20 protein-coding genes are annotated in these 21,234 nt (G+C 65.0%); 8 read left to right on the forward strand and 12 right to left on the reverse strand.

The features are described 5' to 3' along the window. Nucleotides 1-54: 54 nt before the first annotated feature. The 3 genes from C9F12_RS06850 to C9F12_RS06860 form a co-directional block, all read right to left on the reverse strand. Nucleotides 55-1,395: a Na+/H+ antiporter NhaC family protein gene (locus C9F12_RS06850; RefSeq protein ID WP_205254648.1), complete on the reverse strand. Its 1,341-nt coding sequence runs from the start codon at nucleotides 1,393-1,395 to the stop codon at nucleotides 55-57. Nucleotides 1,396-1,900: 505 nt separating this feature from the next. Next, nucleotides 1,901-2,119 carry a hypothetical protein gene (locus C9F12_RS06855; RefSeq protein WP_108448410.1) on the reverse strand — a complete coding sequence of 73 codons (219 nt, stop codon included), beginning with the start codon at nucleotides 2,117-2,119 and terminating at the stop codon, nucleotides 1,901-1,903. Beyond that, the gene (locus C9F12_RS06860; RefSeq protein ID WP_045992616.1) at nucleotides 2,116-2,379 is read right to left on the reverse strand and encodes a hypothetical protein; all 264 of its coding nucleotides are present in this window, start codon (nucleotides 2,377-2,379) and stop codon (nucleotides 2,116-2,118) included. Before C9F12_RS06860 ends, C9F12_RS06855 begins: the two co-directional genes overlap by 4 nt. 403 nt (nucleotides 2,380-2,782) lie before the next feature. Between C9F12_RS06860 and C9F12_RS06870 the strand changes: the two genes are divergently transcribed. Further along, nucleotides 2,783-3,301 carry a fasciclin domain-containing protein gene (locus tag C9F12_RS06870; protein ID WP_108448412.1) on the forward strand — a complete coding sequence of 173 codons (519 nt, stop codon included), beginning with the start codon at nucleotides 2,783-2,785 and terminating at the stop codon, nucleotides 3,299-3,301. A 186-nt stretch (nucleotides 3,302-3,487) separates the two neighbouring features. Here the strand turns inward: C9F12_RS06870 and C9F12_RS06875 are convergent, their stop codons facing one another. Both C9F12_RS06875 and C9F12_RS06880 read right to left on the reverse strand, forming a co-directional pair. Then, nucleotides 3,488-3,976: a phosphatidylglycerophosphatase A gene (locus C9F12_RS06875; protein ID WP_108448413.1), complete on the reverse strand. Its 489-nt coding sequence runs from the start codon at nucleotides 3,974-3,976 to the stop codon at nucleotides 3,488-3,490. Nucleotides 3,977-4,052: 76 nt separating this feature from the next. After that, nucleotides 4,053-4,991 (reverse strand): transglutaminase family protein, encoded by a 939-nt coding sequence (locus C9F12_RS06880; RefSeq protein WP_108448414.1) that lies wholly within the window; start codon nucleotides 4,989-4,991, stop codon nucleotides 4,053-4,055. Between the two features lie 583 nt (nucleotides 4,992-5,574). Here C9F12_RS06880 and C9F12_RS06885 point away from each other — a divergent pair. Next, nucleotides 5,575-7,032: a circularly permuted type 2 ATP-grasp protein gene (locus C9F12_RS06885; RefSeq protein WP_108448415.1), complete on the forward strand. Its 1,458-nt coding sequence runs from the start codon at nucleotides 5,575-5,577 to the stop codon at nucleotides 7,030-7,032. A gap of 4 nt (nucleotides 7,033-7,036) precedes the next feature. Beyond that, a complete protein-coding gene (locus C9F12_RS06890) occupies nucleotides 7,037-8,023 on the forward strand; it encodes an alpha-E domain-containing protein (RefSeq protein ID WP_240184192.1) in 987 nt (328 codons plus the stop codon). A gap of 198 nt (nucleotides 8,024-8,221) precedes the next feature. Here the strand turns inward: C9F12_RS06890 and C9F12_RS06895 are convergent, their stop codons facing one another. The 3 genes from C9F12_RS06895 to C9F12_RS06905 are packed head-to-tail and all read right to left on the reverse strand — an operon-like array spanning nucleotide 8,222 to nucleotide 10,896. Beyond that, nucleotides 8,222-9,280 carry a putative zinc-binding metallopeptidase gene (locus tag C9F12_RS06895; protein WP_108448416.1) on the reverse strand — a complete coding sequence of 353 codons (1,059 nt, stop codon included), beginning with the start codon at nucleotides 9,278-9,280 and terminating at the stop codon, nucleotides 8,222-8,224. 51 nt (nucleotides 9,281-9,331) lie between these two features. Continuing rightward, nucleotides 9,332-10,366, reverse strand: a complete 1,035-nt coding sequence (locus C9F12_RS06900; protein WP_108448417.1) for an alpha/beta fold hydrolase — start codon at nucleotides 10,364-10,366, stop codon at nucleotides 9,332-9,334. After that, complete coding sequence (locus C9F12_RS06905) at nucleotides 10,363-10,896, reverse strand: GNAT family N-acetyltransferase (protein ID WP_108448418.1); 534 nt, start codon at nucleotides 10,894-10,896, stop codon at nucleotides 10,363-10,365. Before C9F12_RS06905 ends, C9F12_RS06900 begins: the two co-directional genes overlap by 4 nt. A 245-nt stretch (nucleotides 10,897-11,141) precedes the next feature. Between C9F12_RS06905 and C9F12_RS06910 the strand changes: the two genes are divergently transcribed. The 5 genes from C9F12_RS06910 (at nucleotide 11,142) to C9F12_RS06930 (ending at nucleotide 16,382) form a co-directional block, all read left to right on the forward strand. Further along, nucleotides 11,142-12,062, forward strand: a complete 921-nt coding sequence (locus C9F12_RS06910) for a glycosyltransferase family 2 protein (protein ID WP_108448419.1) — start codon at nucleotides 11,142-11,144, stop codon at nucleotides 12,060-12,062. Further along, the gene (locus tag C9F12_RS06915) at nucleotides 12,059-12,391 is read left to right on the forward strand and encodes a lipid-A-disaccharide synthase N-terminal domain-containing protein (RefSeq protein ID WP_108448420.1); all 333 of its coding nucleotides are present in this window, start codon (nucleotides 12,059-12,061) and stop codon (nucleotides 12,389-12,391) included. Before C9F12_RS06910 ends, C9F12_RS06915 begins: the two co-directional genes overlap by 4 nt. A gap of 4 nt (nucleotides 12,392-12,395) precedes the next feature. Further along, nucleotides 12,396-14,195 carry a glycosyltransferase family 39 protein gene (locus tag C9F12_RS06920; RefSeq protein WP_108448421.1) on the forward strand — a complete coding sequence of 600 codons (1,800 nt, stop codon included), beginning with the start codon at nucleotides 12,396-12,398 and terminating at the stop codon, nucleotides 14,193-14,195. Nucleotides 14,196-14,554: 359 nt separating this feature from the next. Further along, nucleotides 14,555-15,556, forward strand: a complete 1,002-nt coding sequence (gene thpD / locus C9F12_RS06925; RefSeq protein ID WP_240184193.1) for an ectoine hydroxylase — start codon at nucleotides 14,555-14,557, stop codon at nucleotides 15,554-15,556. 148 nt (nucleotides 15,557-15,704) lie between these two features. Beyond that, a complete protein-coding gene (locus C9F12_RS06930) occupies nucleotides 15,705-16,382 on the forward strand; it encodes a fumarylacetoacetate hydrolase family protein (RefSeq protein ID WP_045992624.1) in 678 nt (225 codons plus the stop codon). Between the two features lie 35 nt (nucleotides 16,383-16,417). Here the strand turns inward: C9F12_RS06930 and C9F12_RS06935 are convergent, their stop codons facing one another. From C9F12_RS06935 to C9F12_RS06950, 4 genes are all read right to left on the reverse strand, one after another. After that, complete coding sequence (locus C9F12_RS06935; RefSeq protein ID WP_108448422.1) at nucleotides 16,418-17,524, reverse strand: alcohol dehydrogenase family protein; 1,107 nt, start codon at nucleotides 17,522-17,524, stop codon at nucleotides 16,418-16,420. A gap of 229 nt (nucleotides 17,525-17,753) precedes the next feature. Beyond that, entirely contained in the window at nucleotides 17,754-19,673 is a 1,920-nt protein-coding gene (gene speA, locus C9F12_RS06940) for a biosynthetic arginine decarboxylase (protein ID WP_108448423.1), read from the reverse strand. Continuing rightward, nucleotides 19,670-20,635, reverse strand: a complete 966-nt coding sequence (locus C9F12_RS06945) for a homoserine kinase (protein ID WP_045992627.1) — start codon at nucleotides 20,633-20,635, stop codon at nucleotides 19,670-19,672. The genes speA and C9F12_RS06945 overlap by 4 nt, the downstream gene beginning before the upstream one ends. Nucleotides 20,636-20,801: 166 nt before the next feature. Then, nucleotides 20,802-21,071 carry a DUF2782 domain-containing protein gene (locus tag C9F12_RS06950; RefSeq protein ID WP_108448424.1) on the reverse strand — a complete coding sequence of 90 codons (270 nt, stop codon included), beginning with the start codon at nucleotides 21,069-21,071 and terminating at the stop codon, nucleotides 20,802-20,804. Nucleotides 21,072-21,234: the final 163 nt, after the last annotated feature.

Genomic DNA, 21,234 nt, shown 5'->3' on the forward strand with positions numbered 1-21,234 from the left:
ACCCGAGGGGTGGCCTTTGCCATTGCTGCGAGGCTTGGTGTCAGGTGCTGTGCATTACAGCACCATGGCGGCGATCCAGGCGAACACGAGCATGCCGATGTTGCAGTGCAGGAAGGTGGGGATGACGCTGTCGCGAATATGGTCGTGTTGGCCATCGGCGTTAAGCCCGGCGGTGGCGCCCAGGGTGATGGTCGAGGCCGGGGAGCCAGCGTCGCCCAGGGCCGCCGAGGCGCCCAGCAAGGCCATCGCCGCCAGCGGGTCGAAGCCCAGGGTCAGCGCCAGTGGCAGGTAGATGGGTGCCAGGATCGGCACGCTGGCGAAGGAGTCACCGAAGCCGATGGTGATGAACAGTCCCACCACCAGCATCACCGCTGCGCCCAGCGCCATGTTGCCGCCGATCAGTTCGGCCGACGCCGCTACCAGAGGCTCGATTTCGCCGGTGGCGGTCAGCACGCCGGCAAAGCCGGAGGCGACGGTGATGATGACCGCGATCTGCGCCATCATCCGCAGCCCGTCGGTGAAGACGTCATCCTGCTCCTGCCAGCGGAAGATACCGGAGACCCCCAGGATCAGAAAACCGACCATGGCTCCGAGCAACAGCGAGTCGAACTTGAGCTGAAAGACCAGGGCCACCGCCAGGGCTCCCAAGGTGATGACCAGCTGTAGCGGCTTCAGGCGAGCCGGCGAGGCGGGCCTGGCGGCGGCGGCGGTGGTGCTTGGTGTGACGTAGTCGCGCGGGCGGCGATAGCTGATAAAAACGGCCACCAGCAGCCCCGCGACCAGGCCCAGCACCGGTAGTGCCATGGCCTTGGGGGCCATGTCGGCGGTGGCGGTCAGCCCGTAGTCCGCGCCGACGCTGTTGACGTTGGCCAGCAGGATCTCGTTGAGAAAGATGGCACCGAAGCCGGTGGGCAGCAGCAGGTAGCTGGCGCTGATCGAGCAGGCCAAGATGCAGGCCACGGCGCGGCGGTCGACTCGCAGGCGATCGAGCACCACAAGCAGCGGAGGCAGCAGGATCGGAATGAAGGCGATGTGCACCGGCACCAGATTCTGCGACATCAGTGAGGCGACGATGAACAGGCCGAACAGCGTCCACTTCACGCCCTTGCGGGTACTTTGCTCGTCGCTGCCGAGGCGCGCCGAGATAGCATCGGCCAGCAGTTCGAGCAGGCCCGAGCGTGACAGCGCCACGGCGAAGGCGCCGATCATCACGTAGGTCAGGCCGACCTGGGCGCCGACCAGCAGGTTGTCATTGAAGGCGCCGATGGCGTCGTTCATCGACAGCCCGGCGTGCAGCGCGCCTAGCATGGCGGCGCTGATCAGAGCGATGGCCACGGGGATCCGCAGCAGGCACAGCACGATCATGCTGAGGATCGTCAACACCGCCGCGTTGATGTGGTAGCCGACGGCCAGGGTCGAGGCGTAGATCAGGGCGCACAGAGCAATGGTCGGCAGTGCGCGGGTGCGGGCAAAACGGTTTGCCTTGGGAGAAGGGTCGGTAAGGGCGGTCTCTTGCATGGGGTCTCCGGCTCGTCATGAGCCACGTGTCCAGGGGGCGTGAGAGTGCCGGCGAGCGTGGCGTTACCGCGGAGGGCTGGTCCTCTTCTAGGGGAGGTTGAAGCCTGACGGCCGTTCGCTAGCGGGCGAATGATACCCCAAACCTGGGCCGTGGCCCGCACTGGTCTCGATAGTTGCCTCGATAGCTGTCTCGATAGTGGTCTCGATAGTGGTCTCGATAGTCGCCGCCATGGTGGCAAGGGGGGAAAGGAGGAAAGGAAGAAAGCAAAGACGCGGCTACGCTGCCTTCCATTAAAAACGCCGCCCCGGAAGGGGCGGCGTGAATCGCCAGGACGCGTCGGCGAAAAGCGGGGCGCTGAAACGCTGTCTCTCAAGCCATCGCTCAGGCGGGTACCGCCTGGGCGGCGCCAGAGGAAGTCGGTACTGCAGGCATGGACGTTGGCAGAGTCGCCATTAGCGCGCGCTCCAGGTCCATGGCCTTGCACTTGTAGGCGGTGCAGTTGGCGCAGTGAACGCTGTCGCCGTCGTCTTGACCAACAGGCAGCGTGAAGCGGGAGTGGCCACAGATGGTGCAGCTCAGGTCCAGGGCGACGGTGATCATGCGACTCGCTCTCCCTTGGTGTGCTGCTGCTCGATCAAGGCATCGTGCTCACGTCGCATGGCCATCATCAGGCTGCGAGACTTGTTGAGAAAGCGCAGGCGGTCGGGCGTCTGCTGTTCTTCCCAGGCGCCCAGGGTGGCATGAAACTCACCGCACTCGGTGCAGTTCAGCTCTTCCCAGTCATTGGGCTGAGCCGTTACAGGTCCCGGTGTGCTGGCCAGGTCGTGGCCACAGCGGGTACAGGAAATCGGGTAGTACACGGGTCGCCCTCCTTGGCGCATGACGTGCCGTCGTTCGTTCCGTTGTGGAAGCGAGGCTGCGTATGGCCCTCCTAGCCGAGCCTCAACGGTACGAAAGGTTCTCATCGCCAGGCTTGATATGCAAGTATTGTATAGGTTTTCTGTCGCCGGAAGCGTATCGACATTTCGCCGTCATTACCGTCTTTCCGAGCAGCGCCCATATCATGACGTCAAAAGATGACGCCTTGATGATCAGAGTGACGAAAGCTGTCGTAAAACTTTTTCTTGTACGTTACTTGTTCTTGATCTAATTTTTGTACATGAACTGCGTCGTCCTGGTTGAACAGCCCCGACAGAGAGGTTCCCGGAAGGCGCGCAGTGGCGACGCGACATCTCGGAGCAATCACCGCAAGGAGGCGAGAGCATGAAAAAAGCAATGTCTGCCGCAACGTCGTTCCTGCCGAGCTGCGTGCTCGGCGTAGCGCTGCTCGCTGGCGGGGTGGCCGAAGCGGATCAGCAGCAACAGCAGGATCCCTCACGCAATCTGCTCGAAGTCGCCCAGGCCGACGGACGTTTCTCGACATTGCTTGATGCTGTCGAGAAGGCTGGCCTCGACGAGCCGCTACAGGGAGATCAAACCTATACGCTCTTTGCTCCAACGAACGAAGCCTTCGGTACCCTGCAGCCAGGACAACTCGATGAGTGGATGAGCGACGACAAGGCCTCCCACCGACGTCTGGTCGAGGTCGTTTCCTACCACATGGTGGAAGGAGAAGTGTCACTGGAGGAGTCATCCGAGGTGACCACCCTGCAGGGAACCGACATGGCCATCGACGCCCAGGAAGGCTCGGCAAGCGTAGGCAATGCCGCCGTGGTGGAGTCCGACATCAAGGCCAGCAATGGGGTGATCCACGTGGTGGACAGCGTGCTGATCCCTGAATAACCGATGCTGAGTGACTGACGCCAGTGCAACATCTGCTGCACTGGTCGCCAGAGGCCGGGCACGAGTTCCCCCGGTCACTGTTTCGATAGACCCCTGTCCCGTTTGGCCGCCCGTCGAGGGCGGTTTTTTTGTGTCAGGGCTGTGGATATAGGAAGCAGCGCTCGGCATTGGCAGGCCGCTATTGGCTTAAGAGGACTGCTCGGGATCTCGCTGCCAGTAGCGGCGGGTCAGGCGCACCAGCAGTATCAGGGTGAGGGCTGCATACAATGCCGCCATTGCGTCGTCGGCGACGATGCCGAGTCCCCCGCCAATACCTTCGATCTCGCGTACCGGAGACAGCTTGGAGATATCGAACAGGCGAAACAGTAGATAGCCCAGCGGCAGGATGATGCGTCGTCGGTAGCGCGAGAAGGCCAGCACCGCGATGGGCAGGGCCACCCATTCGTCGAGCACGATCTGGGGCAGGTCGCCGCCGCCCAGCCACATCGAAGCGAAGTGGCAGACGGGAACGGCCAGCACGAGGAGCGTCAGGGTAACGGCCAGGCGCGTGCCGAGCGGCAGCCGGAACAGCCACCAGGCGACCGGTAGTCCGATCAGGGAGCCGACCGTCCCCGGCGCCCAGGGGGAATAGCCCAGGCCGAAGCCGGTGGCAATCCAGATCAACAGGTCCTGCATGGAATCTCTCCTGAGAAGACGGTGGGCAGGGCAGGGCAAGGCCGGGCAGAGCCTGCGCAATATAAAGGACAGCGAATCAGCCGGCTATCGGCGCTGCCGGGTGATCGCCAGGGATGGCGGAGGTCGGTCCGGTGGCCGCGAATTCCCCGGCGGGAACAACGTCCACTTCCACCTCGAGGCGCTGGCGCCCACCACCGGTCACCACGCCCTTGAGCGGCGCCACGTCCTCGTAGTCGCGGCCCCAGCCAAGCAACAGGTGTCGTTCGCCGGCGCGCACACCGTTGGTGGGGTCGAAGTCGAGCCAACCCCAGCCGGGTATCAGCACGGAGAACCAGGCGTGGGAGGCGTCGGCGCCCATCAGTCGAGGCTGTCCTGGAGGCGGTAGCGTCTCGAGGTAGCCGCTGACGTAGCGCGCGGCCAGACCCACCGAGCGCAGGGTGGCGATGGCCAGGTGGGAGAAATCCTGACACACCCCACGGCGATGCTGGAGCACCTGGGACGGTGTCGTCTCCAGGTCGCTGAACTCGCTGTCGTAGCGGAATTCCTCATGGATGCGACGGTTCAAGCGCTCCACGCAGTCCACCAGATCGCCACCAGCGGGAAAACAGTCTTCTGCCCAGGCGGCGAGTAGCGGGCGGCGCTCGATATAGGCGGAGTTTTCAAGAAACGGCTGTGCTTCGCGGAAACCTGGCTGGTGGCGGTCTGCCAACAGCTCTCGACACCGCTCCCAGCCCATGATGGCCTGCGGTGGTGTGGCGCGAGGCGAGGTCATGACCTGCGCCTCCAGCGTGATCTCGAGCTGGGTATGGGGGGTGTCGACCGCGAACAGCGCGATATGGTTGCCGAAGGCGTCCTGTCGGCTCTGGCGTAGCGACTCTCCCGGCGAGATCGACAAATGTGCCCAGGCAACCTGCTGGTAGGCCATCTCACGGGGCATCAGGCAGGCCTCGTTCTCGCTCAATGTCACGATCTCGCTGTAGTGGTAGCGCGTGGTGTGGCGAAGTCGATAGATCATCTGCCGGATCCCGCCGTGACACCCCTGCCAAGGCTGGCCACACGGCACCGCCTGGCGCCGCTGTCTTGAGCAGGGCAGGACAGCGGTGCGCACGAGCCAGGGAGGGCGGAACGAGAAGAGGCAGGCATGGGAAGCGAGGAGGCTCCTGGGTGTAGGCGAATGTTGCAGAAGGTGACGATATCCCCCCCGAACCGTGGCGACAAGATGTACCCGACTCCTGCTGATTGCTCAAGCTCGAAAGGTGGACGTTGTCAGCAACAGGGGTTTTCGACCGGCGTCGCAAGGGCTGATGATAGCTGCCGCTCACGCTCGCCAGGTGCCGCCCGGATTGCACCAGATCGGTGCTCGCTGCCCCTTCTTGCTGGCTCGTGGCGCACTTTCGGCAGGAGCAAGTGGTCGCTTTTTGTCCAAACTGCTCAATTGCGCCCGTCGGTCCGGCGAGAAGGCGCGGCGCTGTGTCCTATTCTCGGCGGCCTGGTACAGAGCTTGCTATACAGCAAGGAGGGACCCGGTACGGTCGAAGGCGGGGGTGCCATCGTCGTTGTCGGGTCGCCGGATGCCGAAAACAATCGAGGGTGTGCCGATGAGCCATGTGGATTGGCAGCAGTACGACTGCGCAGGGTTCTATGACGAACTGGTGGCGACGCCCGGGATGCCGCGGGAGGCGGCCAAGATGCTGTGTAACGTGCTCGCGGGCTTTGCCCCTGACGAGCTGGAAGAGCGCAAGAACGCAGCAGAGATCGCCATTCGCACCATGGGGATCACCTTCACGGTGTATTCCGAGGGCAGCATGATCGACCGCGCCTGGCCTTTCGACATCGTGCCTCGCATCATCCCCGCCGACGAGTGGCGACGCACCGAGGCAGGCCTCAAGCAGCGGGTCGAGGCGCTCAACCTGTTCATCGACGACCTGTACCACGACCAGAAGGTCGTCAAGGATGGCGTGCTGCCGGCGGCGGTACTCGAGCAATCCGTCAACTTTCGCCCCCAGTGTGTAGGGATCGATCCACCCCACGGGGTCTGGGCGCATATCTGCGGCTCCGATCTGGTGCGTGGTGGCGACGGCACCGTCTACGTGCTGGAGGACAACCTGCGGATACCGTCCGGGGTGTCCTACATGCTCGAGAATCGCAACGTGACCAAGCGCGTGCTGCCGGAGCTGTTCGCCTCGGGCAAGATTCATCCGGTCGACGACTATGTGCCCCAGCTTTACGACATGCTGGCGGGCATGTCGCCACGCCATTGGGACGATCCCCAGGTGGTGGTGCTGACCCCGGGTATCTACAACTCGGCCTACTACGAGCACGCCTACCTGGCCCAGCAGATGGGCGTGCAGCTGGTCGAGGGGCCGGATCTGCTGGTCGATGACGACGACGTGGTCTACATGCGCACCGTCCAGGGGCTGACCCGTGTGGACGTGATCTACCGCCGCGTCGACGACGCCTTCCTCGACCCGGAGGCGTTTCGCAAGGACTCGGTACTGGGCGTACCCGGATTGATGCGGGCCTGGCGCAGCGGCAAGGTGGCGCTGGCCAACGCCCCGGGGGCCGGTGTCGCCGATGACAAGGTGGTCTACGCCTTCGTGCCGAAACTGATCAAGTACTACCTGGATCAGGAGGCGCTGCTGCCCAATGTGCCGAGCTACCTGTGCATGCTCGAGGAAGACCGCCGCTATGTGCTGGAGCACCTGCATGAACTGGTGGTAAAGCCCGCCAACGAGTCCGGCGGCTACGGCATGCTGATGGGGCCTCAGGCCTCCCAGGCCGAGCGTGATGCCTTCGCCAGGCTGATCCAGGAGGACCCGCGCAACTACATGGCCCAGCCCATGCTGAACCTGTCCACCACCCCCACGCTGTTCGATGGCAGGCCCGAGCCGCGCCACGTCGACCTGCGCCCGTTCATCCTGTCGGGCCAGGACGGCGCCTACGTCACCACCGGTGGCTTGACCCGTGTGGCCCTGGTCAAGGGCTCGCTGGTGGTCAACTCGTCCCAAGGGGGCGGCAGCAAGGACACCTGGATCGTCGAGACGGGGGAGGACTGAGACCATGCTGATGCTTTCCAGAGTCGCCGAAAACCTGTACTGGATGGCCCGCTACATCGAGCGTGCCGAAGATACCGCCCGGCTGATCAACGTTTCCAGTCACCTGATGCTCGACATGCCCTACCGCCAACCGCTGGGATGGGCGGCGATGGTCGATATCACCGGGGGCGCCGAGGTGTTCGAGACCCTCTACGACGAGCCCAACGATCGCAACGTGGTGCAGTTCCTGTGTGCCGACCGACGCTACTCCGGCTCGATCCTGTCCGCCCTTGCCCAGGCCCGCGAGAACCTGCGTACTACTCGGGACGTGGTACCGCGGGAGGTATGGGAAGAGATCAATCAGCTTTACATGACTGCCGGTGCCCACGCCGATGCGGGCCTCGGCCCGGGTCGTCGCGAGCGCTTCCTGAAGCTGGTGATTCGTGGCTGTCAGACGTTGATCGGGTTGATCGAGGGCACCCTCAGCTACGGTGGGTCACGGACCTTCATGATGCTCGGGCGCCAGCTCGAACGGGCCGACATGATCACCCGCATCATCGATGTGCGCTCGGCCAACCTGCTGCAGCGTGACAGCGACGAGATTCGTCCGTTCGAGCACCTGCAGTGGATGAGTGTGCTCAAGTCGTTGACGGCCTACCAGATGTATCGACAGCACGTGCGCTGTCGGGTCAGGGCCACCGACGTGCTGCGTTTCCTGGTGCAGGACTCCCTGTTCCCGCGTTCGGTGTCGCGCAGTCTCAAGGACAGCATCCGGGCGCTGCGCTCGCTGCCGCGACATGAGCGCGCCCTGGCCACGGCGACGCTGGTGCTGGCCGATGTGGCCGAGGCCGACGTCCGTGCCCTGGTGCGCTCCCCCGAGGCCCTGCACGACTTTATCGACGTGCTGCAACAGGGCTTTGCCGAGCTGCATACGGCGATCGCCCGCACCTACTTCCCGACCCTCGATGACCTGGGCGATGGCGAGCTACTGGCGGCCAGCGACCAGGCGTGAAGCCAGGCGGGCCCGGTATCCCATGGCCCGCCTGCCCTGAGCCACTGCTGAATCTAGCCAAGGTGGATCTTGCCAGGCCGGATCTAGCCAAGCCGTATCTAGCCAGGCCGGATCTAGCCAAGCCGGACCTTGCCAAGCATTGCGGCCCCTCCTGGAAAGGGAGGGGCGCATGGTGGTGCTAGGTGGGCACCGGGCGGTTCACTGCTGTCGTCGCGCTGCCAGCACCATGTCGTGGATATAGCAAAGCTTGCAGGCGATGGTCGGGGTGATCACCTCCGGCACCAGGTCGAGCAGTCCCATCTCGCGATTCATCTCGTTGAAGCCGAGGCTCAGGCGGCGAAAGGTGGTCAACATCGCTTCGAGGTCCTCGTCGAAGCCGGTGGGGGTGATGCCGAAGTGTCCGGCGGTATCGAGGATGGCGACCATGTCCAGGTAGAAGCCGAAGGTTTCGGCGAAGTCCTCCCAGGGGTGCATGGTGGCGTAGGCCGACACGAAGCGGCCGCGCCAGTCATTCGGTGGTCCCTGCTGATAGTGGCGATCGAGGGCTTCGCTGTAGCTGGGGTTGTTGTGGTCACCGAATACCTCGATGTAGGCCGACTCGTCGCGCCCCTTGATCAACAACTCCCAGTAATAGTGTCCGATCTCGTGGCGGAAGTGGCCGATCAGGGTGCGGTGGGCCTCGTTGAAGTCGTTGCGCAGGCGCTCGCGCTCGACGTCGTCGGCTTCCTTGACGTTGATGGTGATCAGTCCGCCGGCGTGACCGGTGAACACCGGCATGCCCTCGTCGCTGGAGTGCCAGTCGCCTTCCGCCGCCACTTCGTCGGCGAGGAAGGCGAAGGCCAGCGGCGGGTTGGCGCGGCGGCCATCTACCTCGTGGGGCAGCCCCAGCAGGTCGAGGGTGTAGAAAAGCCGGCGCTTGGCACTCTCGAGCTTGGCCCAGCGTTCACGATGGCCGGGCACCGACAGGTCGGGGATGGCCTGGTTGTGGCGACAGCAGTCACACAGCGTCATGCCACGGTCGGCCTCCTCGCTGGTGATCATGCGGTTGCAGACCCCTTCCACGGAATAGTTGTGGCACTTGACCAGCAGCGTAGCGCAGGTGTCGTCGACGCAGCGGTAGCGACCATCGGGCTGAAGATCGACCGTCACCAGGGCATGGCAACCCGGGCACCAGCCAAGTTCGGAGTGGCATACCAGGCAGAGGGTATTGTCGAAGAACAGGCGGTTGTCACAGCGTTGGCAGGGGTAGTGGCGCATTCGCATGCCCTCGGGCGTGGCCAGTCAGGTGTCGTCGCCAGTATAGCCAGGCTACCGGGCGGGCGGCGGGTCGGTCTCGTCTGGAGTGTGCTGAGGCGACTCGGTGGCGTGGGCCGTGGGCGCTGGCGCCGGCGCCAGCGCCTGGGCGAGAAATTTCCGCTGGTCGTCGGCGAAGGCCGCCCGCCAGTCGCCCTCGTAGATCTCGAAGTGGCCGGTGTCGTAGGTCTTGAGTGTGGCCTGTGATCCCAGTGCTTCCGCCAGCCGGTAGCCGGGGGCGATCGGCGCGACGCTGTCACGCAGGCAAAGTTGCAGCAGCACCGGACAGTGAACCTGGCGGGCCCGGGTGACCGGACGGTAGAGCCCGAGCGCCAGCAGGGCGCGTGGCGCAATACGATTGTCGAAGTCGTCATCGACAAACGACAGGATCCCCGTCAGGGCGTCCGGGGCGGAGAGCGCGGCCAGGGTTCCCGGCTCGCCGGCCAGTGGCAGGTACCGGGGCCCTCGGCCGAGGCAGCCCCTGGCTAGGTCGGCGAGTCCTACCCCGGTCATGCGCAGGAAAGTACCAGGTCCTGCGTCCTTGAGCTTGAGCAGCGACGAGGCCCGACCGTCGAGCATCGGATTCATGGCGATGACCGCAGCGACATCGTCGCGACGAGCCGCCAGAGTGATGACATGGGCCGACGAGAATGACGTACCCCAAAGCACCAGCGGGAGGGCCGGTGCCCGGTCCCGGGCGTAGTCGATGGCGGCCGTGTAGTCCTGTTGCTGGCGCTTGATACCGAGTAGCTGGCGAGGCTCGCCGTCGGAGCGGCCGAAGTGACGATAGTCGAAGACCAGCACGCTGTGGCCGGCGTGATGCAGGGCCTGGGCGTAGCCGACAAGGCCGCCTGCCACCGTTCCGCCAAGACCGTGGGCCATGACCACCACCGCACCATCGTCGGCACCTTCGAACCACCAGCCGCGACAGCGAGTATCGCCGCTGTCGAAGGTTACCGCTTCGGCGCAGGACAGCTCGCGGGTGTCGGCACTGTCGAGGGGCAACTGTGTGGCGCTGTTGTCGGGGCTGGCGTCATCACTTTCGCTCATCGGCTGGCCTCCTTCAGGTCGCCATCCAGGCCGTCATCCCGGTCGTCATCCCGGTCGTCATCGAAGACGGCCAAGGTCATGTAGACGCTGTTGGGATCCTCGACATAGCCGGCGAAGGGCGCACAGGGGGTAAAGCCATGACGCGTGTAGAACTGGCGAGCCGGAGCGAAGCCCGGCTGTGAGCCGGTCTCCAGGCTCAGCCGGCGATAGCTCCGCATTCTGGCCTCCTCGATGACCTTGTCGAGCATCAAGGAGGCCAGACCCCGGCGAAGGTGGCTTGGTGCCGTGCGCATGGACTTGATCTCGCCGTGGTCGTGGCTGACTTCCTTCAGGGCGACGCAGCCGACCAGATCGTCATCATCCCACAGCCCCCACAGGGTCACCTCCGGCGCCTTCAGTTCATCCAGGGTCAGGGCATGCCGGCTTTCTGGCGGCGAGGTGGGCGCCAGTTTCTTCAGTCCGCGGCGGTGGGCGCGGATCATCGCCGCCATGGCGGGGGCGGCAGGGTCCTCTTGCTGGAAACGCAACATGGCTACCTCGATGCAGTGGTGCCTTCAGGGTACCTCAGGTGGCACGGTTTTCGGACATCGGGTATGCGGTGGCACGTCGTCTCGCACAGGAGGTCGATGAAGGTGTCTCGCCTGGAGGCTCCTGCGACGCTGTGAGCGTGGTGACGTCTCGGTGACGTCGTGACCAAGGGCGGCATTTATGAATTAAGGGTGGCTTAAGTATCGCCGGGCAAGGTGACGGTATTCCCCAGTCCGAGGCGAATCCCATGCACGCTGTAACCCTGTCGGTAGTGATCCCTGCCCATAACGAAGCCGCCAACCTGCCCACGCTGCTCGATGAGATCGAGCAAGCGTTGTCGCAACAGGCCTACGAGGTCATCGTGGTAGACGATGGCTCTGACGATGATACCTGGCCCCTGCTGGTGACGCGGGCCCACCGTCAGGACACGCTGAGGCCACTTCGCCATCGCGATAGCGCGGGTCAGAGCACCGCCCTGTGGCAGGCAGCGAGGCATGCCCGAGGCGAGTGGCTGGCGACCCTGGACGGCGATGGCCAGAACGACCCCGCCGATATTCCTGCGTTGCTGGAAGCCGCGAAGGCGGCGCGGGTGGACCTAGTGGGCGGTCATCGCGTCACACGCCAGGACTCCGCGCTCAAGCGGCTGTCTTCTAGGGTCGCCAACGCGGTTCGAGCACGACTGCTCGGCGATGGCTCGCCGGATAGCGGCTGTGGTCTCAAGGTGATCCGCCGGCAGGCGTTTCTTTCGCTACCGTACTTCGATCATATGCATCGTTTTTTACCTGCCCTTGTCGCCGCTCAGGGCGGGCGTTGTCTGTCCCACCCCGTCAAACACCGGCCTCGCAGGGCCGGGCGCTCTCACTACGGCCTGAGCAACCGCCTGTGGGTCGGCATCACCGACCTGATCGGAGTGCGCTGGCTGCAACGTCGCTCGCGACTGCCGGTGGACTGTCGTGGTATCGATGATGCGCTCGACCCGCCTCGGGTCGGGACGACGCTGGGGCATGGGGAGCTGGCCTTTGCGACGGACACCACCGTCAACAAAACTGGTAGGCAGCAGCCGATGCCTGACGGTCTCGATGTTGTCCTGCCCCGTGTCGTCTTTGGCAGTACGGCCTCAAGCAGCAGCGTTACCCTGAACCAGGCCGCCGCAGGGTCGTCGCAATGACGCTGTCCTGGTGGCTGGTGGTAGGTTTTCTCGGTCAGGCGCTGTTTTCGGCGCGCTTTGTCGTGCAGTGGATCGCCAGTGAGAGGGCGAAACGCAGCGTGGTGCCGGTGGCCTTCTGGTTTCTCAGCCTGGCCGGGGGTGTGACCCTGCTGGTCTATGCCATCCATCGCCGAGACCCGGTGTTTATTCTTGGGCAGGGGGCCGGGCTCTTTATCTATCTGCGCAATGTGATGTTGCTGCGCAACAATACCATCGGCAGATCCTCGCAGCGGCCGGGCGAACCGGCGCCGTCTTCCATCGAATCGACGTCGTCACGTACCGGAGGATAGCGCTATGAATCCCTTTAGAATGCCGCGCCGCCCCTCCTGGGCCGGTTGGCTGGCCTTTGGCGCTTTCGCCGCCCTGCTGCTGGCGCTCGGTCTCGGCTGGCGGGACCCCTGGCCCGCCGATGAGCCTCGTTTCGCCTTGAATGCCATAGAGATGCTGGTGACCGGAGATTTCTGGATCCCCCATCGCGGGGGTGAGCTCTACGCCGACAAACCGCCGATCTTCATGTGGGCAAGCGCCCTGGGCATCTGGCTGACCGGCTCGATGCGAATCGGCTTTCTGCTGCCGTCGCTGCTGGCCGGGCTCGGCACTCTGGCGCTGATCGTGGATCTGAGCCGGCGCCTGTATGGCCAGCGCATTGGTCTGCTGGCGGGCATTGCCACCCTGGCGACCCTGCAGTTTGTGTTGCAGGCCAAGACCGCCCAGATCGACATGCTGTTGACCTTCTTTACCACCCTGGGCGCCTACGGACTGTTACGCCATGCCCTGCTGGGGCCCTCTCGCTGGTGGTGGCGGGCGGGCTTTGCGGCCATGGGGGCCGGCATCCTGACCAAGGGGGTGGGCTTTCTGCCGCTGGCGCTGCTGCCCGCCTGGTGGTGGTTGGGGCGCGGCGGTGTCAGCGGTAACAGGGGGGCTGGCCGGCTGACGTCGCTCCGCCTTCGCGACCTTCTCGAGGGACTGGGGTGCCTGCTCGCGGTGGTGCTGGCCTGGGGGTTGCCGATGATCCTGATCACCAGCCTGAGCGACGACCCGAGCCTGGCGGCCTATCGTGACAATATTCTGTTCAAGCAGACCGGTGAGCGCTACGCCGACGCCTGGGCTCACCTGCGCCCCTGGTACTACTACATCGCCCAGGTGCTGCCCTGGGCCTGGATGCCGCTGGTGCTGACCTTCCCCTGGGCCTTTCCCAACTGGTGGCGACGCATTCGCCGCGGTGATGCGCGTACGCTGCTGCCTGTAAGCGCCGTGGTGTTGATCGTGGTCTTCTTCTCGCTGTCACCGGGTAAACGCGGCGTCTATATGCTGCCGACCCTGCCGCTGATGGTGCTGGCGCTGGCGCCACTGCTGCCGGCGCTTGCCAGGCGGATCGGCCTCAATCGCGCGGGCTTTGGAGCCGTCATCCTGCTTGGCGGGCTGCTGGGATTGGCGGGCCTTCTAGGGCTCTGCGATGTCGCGCCGTTGGAGCGTCTGGCCCATCGCTACGGGATCACTCCCTGGTGGGAGTGGCTGGCGCTGGGGGGCCTGGCTCTGTGCCTGGCGCTTGTGTTGAGGCCGCGCCGAGGCCTGGTCGCCGTGACCCTGTTCCTGTGGTGCCTGTGGGGGTGGTGGAGTACCCAAGGCTACGTCTGGATGGACCCGGAGCGCTCGCCCCGGGACATGATGGCCAGGGTGGCGGAGCTGGTGGGGCCGGCCGGTGAGATCGCGCTGTTGAACTTCGATGAGGAGATCCTGCTGCATTCGCGCACGCCAAGTGTTCACTTCGGCGACATGACGCCCATCGAGCAAGAGCTTTCTGCCGCCATGGCCTGGCTCGCCGAGGCACCATCGCGGCGCTGGATGCTGGTGGTGGACAAGGATCTGGAAGACATCGACTGCGGCGAGCTTGGCCAAGGGTCCGACCTCGGCCATCAGAATCGCCACGACTGGCTGCTGCTGCCGGGTAGCGCCTTCGCCGGTTGCCCCCAGGATCGCGACGCTGCACCGCTCTACCTGGCACCAACATCGCTGCCAGGCTCCGGCGCCTGGCGCTACTTCACCGAGACACAGCCTGTCCCCGGCGAGGTAGCAGGAGTGACGCATCGCTGAAAGTTGGACGCAAGTTGTGCAAGGGTTGAATTCAAGAGGCGGCTTTTGTAGCTTGGGCTCGGGGAGATAGCCTTCTCCTTCAGGGCGGCGCTATACCTTGAATTCAGCCTTGAATGCAGCCTTGAGGTCAGCCTTAGATGCACCTTGGGATGCAGCCTTAGATGCACCCTGTGATGTGGCCTTGAATGCTGCCCTTGATGCAGTCGGTGATATGGCCTTTGACGGTCAGTGACGCCTGTGTGGCGCAGCATTTCTGGGCCGTCGCTGGTGTAAAGGTAAGTCGCTGGTGTACAGGTATGTAGCGCCGCGGGTACGTGTTCGAATCTGAAAGCTGATCAATACCAAGGGAGGGTGATCGGATGGAAGTGCAGACATCGTCCAATCCGCAAACCAAGCATCGCAGCAACCTGGACCCACAAGACCAGCAGCGTTTCGACTGGCAACGTTTCGCCGGGCTCGACAGCGGCCAGGCTCGCGCCACCCGCTACCCGACGCGATTGCCTGAACCGATGGACAGCCTGTGGGTCGACCGCCAGGGCCCGGTGGTCAAGGGCAGCGCCGACCAGGGGCCGCTGAGCCAGCAGCAGCTCGACGAGTTCGAGCAGAAGGGCTTTCTGTTTGAGCCCGACTTCCTCGGTGGCGAAGAGCTCGCACGCCTGCGCGAAGAGCTCAAGGCATTGCTCGACAACGACGCCTATCGGGGCAAGGACTACAGCATCGTCGAGCCGAGCGGCAAGGAGATCCGCTCGCTGTTCGCCGTGCACTATCTGTCCCGGGTGTTCGCCCACCTGGCCAATGATGAACGTCTGGTCGGCCGCGCTCGCCAGATTCTCGGCGGCGAGAGCTACGTCCACCAGTCGCGCATCAACTACAAGCCGGGCTTCGAGGGCAAGGGCTTCAACTGGCACTCGGACTTCGAGACCTGGCACGCCGAGGACGGCATGCCCGACATGCACGCGGTGAGTGCCTCCATCGTGCTGACCGACAACCACGAGTTCAACGGTCCGCTGATGCTGATTCCCGGCTCCCATCGGGTGTTCGTGCCTTGCATTGGCGAGACGCCGGACAACAACCACGAGAAGTCGCTGCAGAAGCAGGAGATCGGGGTGCCGAGTCAGGAAGCCCTGCGCCAGCTGATCGATCGCAACGGTATCGAGGCGCCCAAGGGCAGCGCTGGTGGGCTGTTGCTGTTCGACTGCAACACGTTGCATGGCTCCAACGCCAACATGTCGCCGGATCCGCGCAGCAATGCCTTCTTTGTCTACAACCGCGCCGACAACCGCTGCGTCGAGCCGTTTGCGGCCAACCGCCGTCGCCCGGATTTCCTGGCCCACGAGCCTGGCAGCGATTTCAATCCCTGAAGCGACGGTCGCCACCGCTCGCGATGAGCGCGATGGCTGGGATAGACTCGAAAGGCGCGCCTTGGGCGCGCCTTTTTTGCATGCCACGCGACCCCGTTCGCTGGGCCGTGTCGTTTCCTATCCTTCTTCATGCCTTCAGGAGCCTGCCATGTCTCTCGTCCCGAGCTTTGTCGACGGTGACGCCTTCTCCCAACCACTTGGCAAGGTGGTCTGTGTTGGACGCAACTACGCCGAGCACGCCAAGGAGCTCGACAACCCGGTACCCGACGCACCCTTGCTGTTCATCAAGCCGGCGACCAGTGTGGTGCCCCTGGAAGAGCCGATCGGCGGTCCCTTCGAGCGCTCCGACGTACACTTCGAGACCGAGCTTGCGCTGTTGATCGGCGAGACCCTGCGTGAGGCCACGCCCGAGCAGGCCGAGGCGGCAGTGGTCGGGGTCGGGCTTGCGCTGGACCTGACGTTGCGTGATGTCCAGTCGGCGCTGAAGAAGAAGGGGCATCCGTGGGAGATCGCCAAGGCCTTCGATGGCGCCTGCCCGCTGTCGCGTTTCGTGCCCATCGAGGCGCCGCTCGACTGGTCGGCCATCGAGTTCAGCCTCGACATGAACGGTGAACGTCGCCAGCACGGCGTGGCCCGAGACATGCTGTTCGCGATCCCGGCGCTGCTGTCCGAGATGAGCCAGCACTTCACCCTGGCCCCGGGTGACGTGGTGCTGACCGGCACCCCGGCCGGTGTCGGCAAGCTGGAGAAGGGCGCGAGCCTGGCTTTCGAACTGACACTGCCCAGCGGCCAGCGCCACGCCCTCGAGACCCGCGTGCTCGGTTAACGCTTGGCTAACCCGCAGTCCCGACGCCTTCGGCGTCAGCCCAGCGGCGGCGGCAGCAGCACGAAGTTGCCCACGTGCTGCTTCTCGAGAAAGGCCTGCTGGGCCTCGACGATCTGCGCAAGCGGGAAGGTCCTGGCCAGCAGGGGACGAATCTCGCCGCGCTCGATGTAGCCGATCAGGTCCGGAAAGATCGGCTCGTCCCAGGCGGTGGAGCCGATCAGGCGCACGTCCTTGAGGTACAGCTTGCGCATGTCGAGCTCCACCACCGGCCCTGCGATGGCACCGGAGGAGACGTAGCGGCCGCCGCGGTCGAGCACCTCCAGCACCCCGCCAAAGCCCTTGCCCGCAACGTTATCTACCGCGACGTCGATGCTCGACTCGCCGAGGCTTGCCAGCAGGTCATCGTCGCGGTCGAGCAGGCGGTCGGCGCCAAGGGCGCGGATCGCCTCGTGCTTGGCGCTGCCCGCCACCGCCGTGACGTGGGCACCCCGGCGCTTGGCCAACTGCACCACAGCCGAGCCGACACCTCCCGAGGCACCGGTGACCAGCACCCGGTCGCCGGCGCCGACACCAGCGCGGTGCAGCATGTTCTCTGCGGTGCCGTAGGCGCAGGGGATGGTGGCGAGTTCCTCGTCGCTCCAGTTGCAGTCCACCGGGAATATCTCGCTTGCGGGCACCTTGACGAACTGGGCGAAGGCTCCGTCGAAGTCCGAGGCCATCCACACCGAGTCCCAGTGATCGAAGCCCTTGGTGCGCATGCAGGCGCGTACCAGTACCCGCTTACCCAGCAGGTCCGCCGTGGCCGAGGCGTTGGCACCTTCCTCTCCCGGCGCACCCAGGGCCACTACCTCGCCACAGCAGTCGGTGCCCTGAATCAATGGAAAGGGAGTGGCACCGTTCCAGCCGCCATCCTCGGAGTCGGCGGCGTTCTCGGCGCTGTCATCGAAGGCGTCCGCCGATGCCCGGGTGTCGCTCTTGACGCTGGCGGAGTACCAGCCGAGCCGGGTATTGATCTCGGTGTTGTTGACGCCGGCGGCGAGCACCCGCAGCAGCACCTCTCCGGGGCCCGGCGTCGGGGTCGGGACTTGTTGATAGCTGAGCTTGTCGTAGCCACCGTTGCCGGTGGTGACCACCGCCATCATGGTGGGGGGAATTCTGGGCTGTGAGTCTCGGGGCTGTGAGTCTTGGGGGTAGGGGGCTGGGGATGCGATGGCGCTGTCCTCCTGTGGTCAAGATGTGTCTTGCTTGATGCATATCTCGCCACGAGCGTGGGCCAGGCGCAAGAGCTGAAGTCCCCAATAGCAGGTGCCCGGCGATACCTGTAGGCATCGCCGGGCGAAGGCTCACACGGAGTGGGGCGTGCGGGTCGGCTCACTCCAGGTAGGTGTAGCCGTCGAGCCCTTCTGACAGATCATCGAGGAAGTGACGCTGTTCGCGTGGGTCGAGGTTGCTGCGGGTGAGCTGGACCCGGAGCCGTTCGCGCAGCACGTCGGCGTTGAAGTTGACGTAGCCGAGTACGTCGGAGACCCGGTCGCCCCACTGCAGGTTGGTCAGGCGCCAGCCACCGTCGCGATCCAGCGAGGCGTCGACAGCGTCGGTGTCGCCGAACAGGTTGTGCAGATCACCGAGGATCTCCTGGTAGGCGCCGACCATGAAGAAGCCGAGCAGGCGCTCGTCGTCTTCGCGCCACTCCGGCAGCGGCAGGGTGGTTTCGACCCCCTGGCCGTCGACGTAGCTGTCGATGCGCCCATCGCTGTCGCAGGTGATGTCCTGAATCACTCCACGGCGGCTTGGGCGACGGTCGAGCCCGGACAGCGGCAGCACCGGGAAGATCTGCTTGATGCCCCAGACGTCGGGCATCGACTGAAACAGCGAGAAGTTGACGAACAGCTTGTCGGCGAGTTTCTCGGCCAGCTCGTCGAGGATCTCGCGGTGGGCGCGATTGCGTGGGTCGAGCTGTGACCTCAGGGCGGCGCAGGCGGCGAAGTAGACGCTCTCGCCCTCGGCGCGGGCGGCCAGATCGGCGGCCCCCAGCACGAAGCGGTCGTGCAGGTCGCCCATGTCCTGGATCAGGTCGTGCCAGGCCTCCACCAGCCCACGCGGTTCCGGCTCGCGCTTGAGAAAGTCCAGGGTGCGCCACAGCGCCTCGACCTCGGGGTCATCGCTCTTGCGTTCGCTCGGCGGCGCGGTGTCCACGCTTTCCTCGCCGATCACGTTGGTGATCAGCACCGCGTGGTGGGCGGTCAGGGCACGGCCGGATTCACTGATCAGATGCGGCTGCGGTAGCCCTTCGGCGGCACACACCTGATTGAAGGCGTAGACCACGTTACGGGCGTACTCGAGCATCGAGTAGTTGATCGAGCAGAAGTTGCGCGAGTGGGTGCCCTCGTAGTCGACCCCAAGTCCACCGCCCACGTCCACGGTGTCCACAGGCGCGCCCAGTTGGCGCAGGTACTGGTAGAAGCGCGCGCACTCGCGCAGGCCACGCTGGATATCACCGATGTTGGCGATCTGGGAGCCCAGGTGGAAGTGCACCAGCTGCAGGCTGTCGAGTCGCCCGGCTTCGGTCAGGCGCTCGACCACGGTCAGGATCTGGCCGGCGGTCAGGCCGAACTTGGACTTCTCTCCGCCGGTGTCCTGCCACTTGCCGCGGCCCACCGAGGACAGTCGGGCACGCAGACCGATGCGCGGGGTCACCCCCAGGCGTTCGGCCTCCTCGAGGATCATCGGCAGCTCGGAGAGCTTCTCCACCACCAGATAGACCCGATGACCGAGCTTCTCGCCCATCAGCGCCAGGCGAATGTACTCGCGATCCTTGTAGCCGTTGCACACGATCAGCGAGGGGCCGTCGCCGGACAGGGCCAGCACCGCCAGCAGTTCCGGCTTGCTGCCGGCCTCCAGGCCGACCCGGTCGCGCCCTCGCTCGTTGGTGGCGAGGATCTCTTCCACCACTCGGCGCTGCTGGTTGACCTTGATCGGGTACACCGCGGTGTACCCGCTCTCGAAGTTTTCCTCGCCCATGGCCTGGTCGAAGGCCGCGCACAGCTGCTCGACCCGGTCGTGCAGGATATCGGTGAAGCGGATCAGCACCGGCAGGCGCAGGCCGGCCTGGCGGATCTGGTCGACCAGGCCACGCAGCGACAGGCTGGGGCCGGGTTCGACCTCGCCTAGCGGGCGGACCAGTGCCTGTCCGTCCTCGTCCACGTCAAAGTAGCCGCTACCCCACTGGTCGATGTTCCAGGTGCGGCGGGCGCGTTGCACGGCGGAGTCGGCGTCGGGCTTGTGGCTCACGGGCGGGCCTCGATGTCTGGCAAGGGCAGGGCTCCATGTTCCAGGCGCGCAAGCAGGATGCGTCGGAACTGTTCGGGATCGTGGGGGGTCAGGTCGTGGGCCGGTGGGTCCACGTAGACTACCAGCAGGCGAGACAGCCAGTAGCGCAGGGCGGTCAGGCGCAGCATCAGCGGCCACAGTTCGCGCTCGGTGGCGGTCAGCGGGCGTTCGGCCAGGTAGGCCTCGAGCAGAGCGTCGTGGCGCTCGGCTACCAGGCGACCGTCGGCGTCGGTGGCCCAGTCATTGATGACGATGGCCAGGTCGAACAGCAGGTCGCCGGTGCAGCCGTTGTAGAAGTCGATGATGCCACCCAGGCGCTCGCCGTCGAACAGCGTGTTGTCGCGAAACAGGTCGCCGTGCAGGGCGCCCTGGGGCAGCGGCTCGGCGCTTTCCAGCGCGGCCTGATAGGCGTCGACCTCGTCCTGCATCAGCGCCTGGTCCTCGGGCGAGAGGTAGACCAGCACCTTGTGGTGCATGGCCGACAGCCAGTGAATATCGCGAGGATTGGGACGGTGTCCACCGAAGTGGCGGGAGACACGATGCATCTCGCCGAGCGCCTGCCCCAGCGCTCGGCACTGGGTCACGTCGGGCGCGCTGGGATGGGCGCCCGGCAGGCGCGGAAACAGCAGCGCCGGCCGACCCGCCAGCTCGTGCAGGGCGATACCGTCACGGTCGTGAATCGGCCCGGCCACCGGGATTCGGTGCTCGTCGAGGAAGTCGAGCAGCTCGACGAAGAACGGCAGCTCTTCGTGCTCTCCCTGCTCGAACAGCGTCAGCACCAGTTCGCGACGGTCGGTGGTGACAAAGAAGGTGCTGTTCTCGGTGCCCGCGGGCACGCCCTGCAGCTTCGTCAGTTCGCCGACGTCAAAACGGCTTAGAAAGCCTGCGACCTGTGCGTCGTCAAGCGGAGTGAATACGGCCATGAATCGTCTCGCCCGGGGTTGCCAAGGCGCCTATTGTAGCGACTTGGCACCGAGTTGCACGTGATCTACGGGAGTGGTCTCAGCGGGCTTTCGCGCCGCTTGCCAGACGGGCATCAACAGCTAGGGGACGCAGCGGCGGGCGCGCCGCCCAGGCAACGGCCTTGGGTCAGCGAACCCAGCCGGGGATCTCGACGTTGTCGCCGCCCTGGCGCTCGAAGTTGCCGTCGCCGTTGCGGTCGACCAGGAAGTAGGCGCTGCCATCCTTGGGCTCGACCTTGATGGCGTACAGCTTGCCGTTGACGCGGTACTCGCGCAGCGTCTGGTTGGCTTCCTGGCGGACGCTGATGTCGGGTTGCGCCTGGGCGAGCACCGGCGAAGCGGCGGCCAGCAGGGCCAGCGACAGCAGGAGGGCGCTCGCAATGCGGGTGATCGTCATGGTGGGTCTCCAGGATGGGAGAATGAACGGTTGGCAAAACAAAGGGAACACTGTTCGATCAGACCATGATACGTCGGCACAGGTTCCCCTCGCAAAGTAAAGGAACAGGGCCGATGCCCCAGGTCGACGCCTGATGGCCGGCACAGGGGGCGGGCGTGGGGCG

This window comes from Halomonas sp. BN3-1 (assembly GCF_003056325.1).
Lineage (GTDB): Bacteria > Pseudomonadota > Gammaproteobacteria > Pseudomonadales > Halomonadaceae > Halomonas > Halomonas litopenaei.

Coding starts and splice junctions, on each gene's coding strand:
- C9F12_RS06930 (WP_045992624.1), top strand. CDS start 15,705: ATGTCTCTCGTCCCGAGCTTTGTCGACGGTGACGCCTTCTCCCAACCA.
- C9F12_RS06875 (WP_108448413.1), bottom strand. CDS start 3,976: ATGCAGGACCTGTTGATCTGGATTGCCACCGGCTTCGGCCTGGGCTAT.
- C9F12_RS06915 (WP_108448420.1), top strand. CDS start 12,059: ATGACGCTGTCCTGGTGGCTGGTGGTAGGTTTTCTCGGTCAGGCGCTG.
- C9F12_RS06935 (WP_108448422.1), bottom strand. CDS start 17,524: ATGATGGCGGTGGTCACCACCGGCAACGGTGGCTACGACAAGCTCAGC.
- thpD (WP_240184193.1), top strand. CDS start 14,555: ATGGAAGTGCAGACATCGTCCAATCCGCAAACCAAGCATCGCAGCAAC.
- C9F12_RS06885 (WP_108448415.1), top strand. CDS start 5,575: ATGAGCCATGTGGATTGGCAGCAGTACGACTGCGCAGGGTTCTATGAC.
- C9F12_RS06895 (WP_108448416.1), bottom strand. CDS start 9,280: ATGCGCCACTACCCCTGCCAACGCTGTGACAACCGCCTGTTCTTCGAC.
- C9F12_RS06920 (WP_108448421.1), top strand. CDS start 12,396: ATGAATCCCTTTAGAATGCCGCGCCGCCCCTCCTGGGCCGGTTGGCTG.
- C9F12_RS06880 (WP_108448414.1), bottom strand. CDS start 4,991: ATGATCTATCGACTTCGCCACACCACGCGCTACCACTACAGCGAGATC.
- C9F12_RS06905 (WP_108448418.1), bottom strand. CDS start 10,896: ATGTTGCGTTTCCAGCAAGAGGACCCTGCCGCCCCCGCCATGGCGGCG.
- C9F12_RS06900 (WP_108448417.1), bottom strand. CDS start 10,366: ATGAGCGAAAGTGATGACGCCAGCCCCGACAACAGCGCCACACAGTTG.
- C9F12_RS06855 (WP_108448410.1), bottom strand. CDS start 2,119: ATGATCACCGTCGCCCTGGACCTGAGCTGCACCATCTGTGGCCACTCC.
- C9F12_RS06950 (WP_108448424.1), bottom strand. CDS start 21,071: ATGACGATCACCCGCATTGCGAGCGCCCTCCTGCTGTCGCTGGCCCTG.
- C9F12_RS06870 (WP_108448412.1), top strand. CDS start 2,783: ATGAAAAAAGCAATGTCTGCCGCAACGTCGTTCCTGCCGAGCTGCGTG.
- C9F12_RS06890 (WP_240184192.1), top strand. CDS start 7,037: ATGCTGATGCTTTCCAGAGTCGCCGAAAACCTGTACTGGATGGCCCGC.
- C9F12_RS06910 (WP_108448419.1), top strand. CDS start 11,142: ATGCACGCTGTAACCCTGTCGGTAGTGATCCCTGCCCATAACGAAGCC.
- C9F12_RS06945 (WP_045992627.1), bottom strand. CDS start 20,635: ATGGCCGTATTCACTCCGCTTGACGACGCACAGGTCGCAGGCTTTCTA.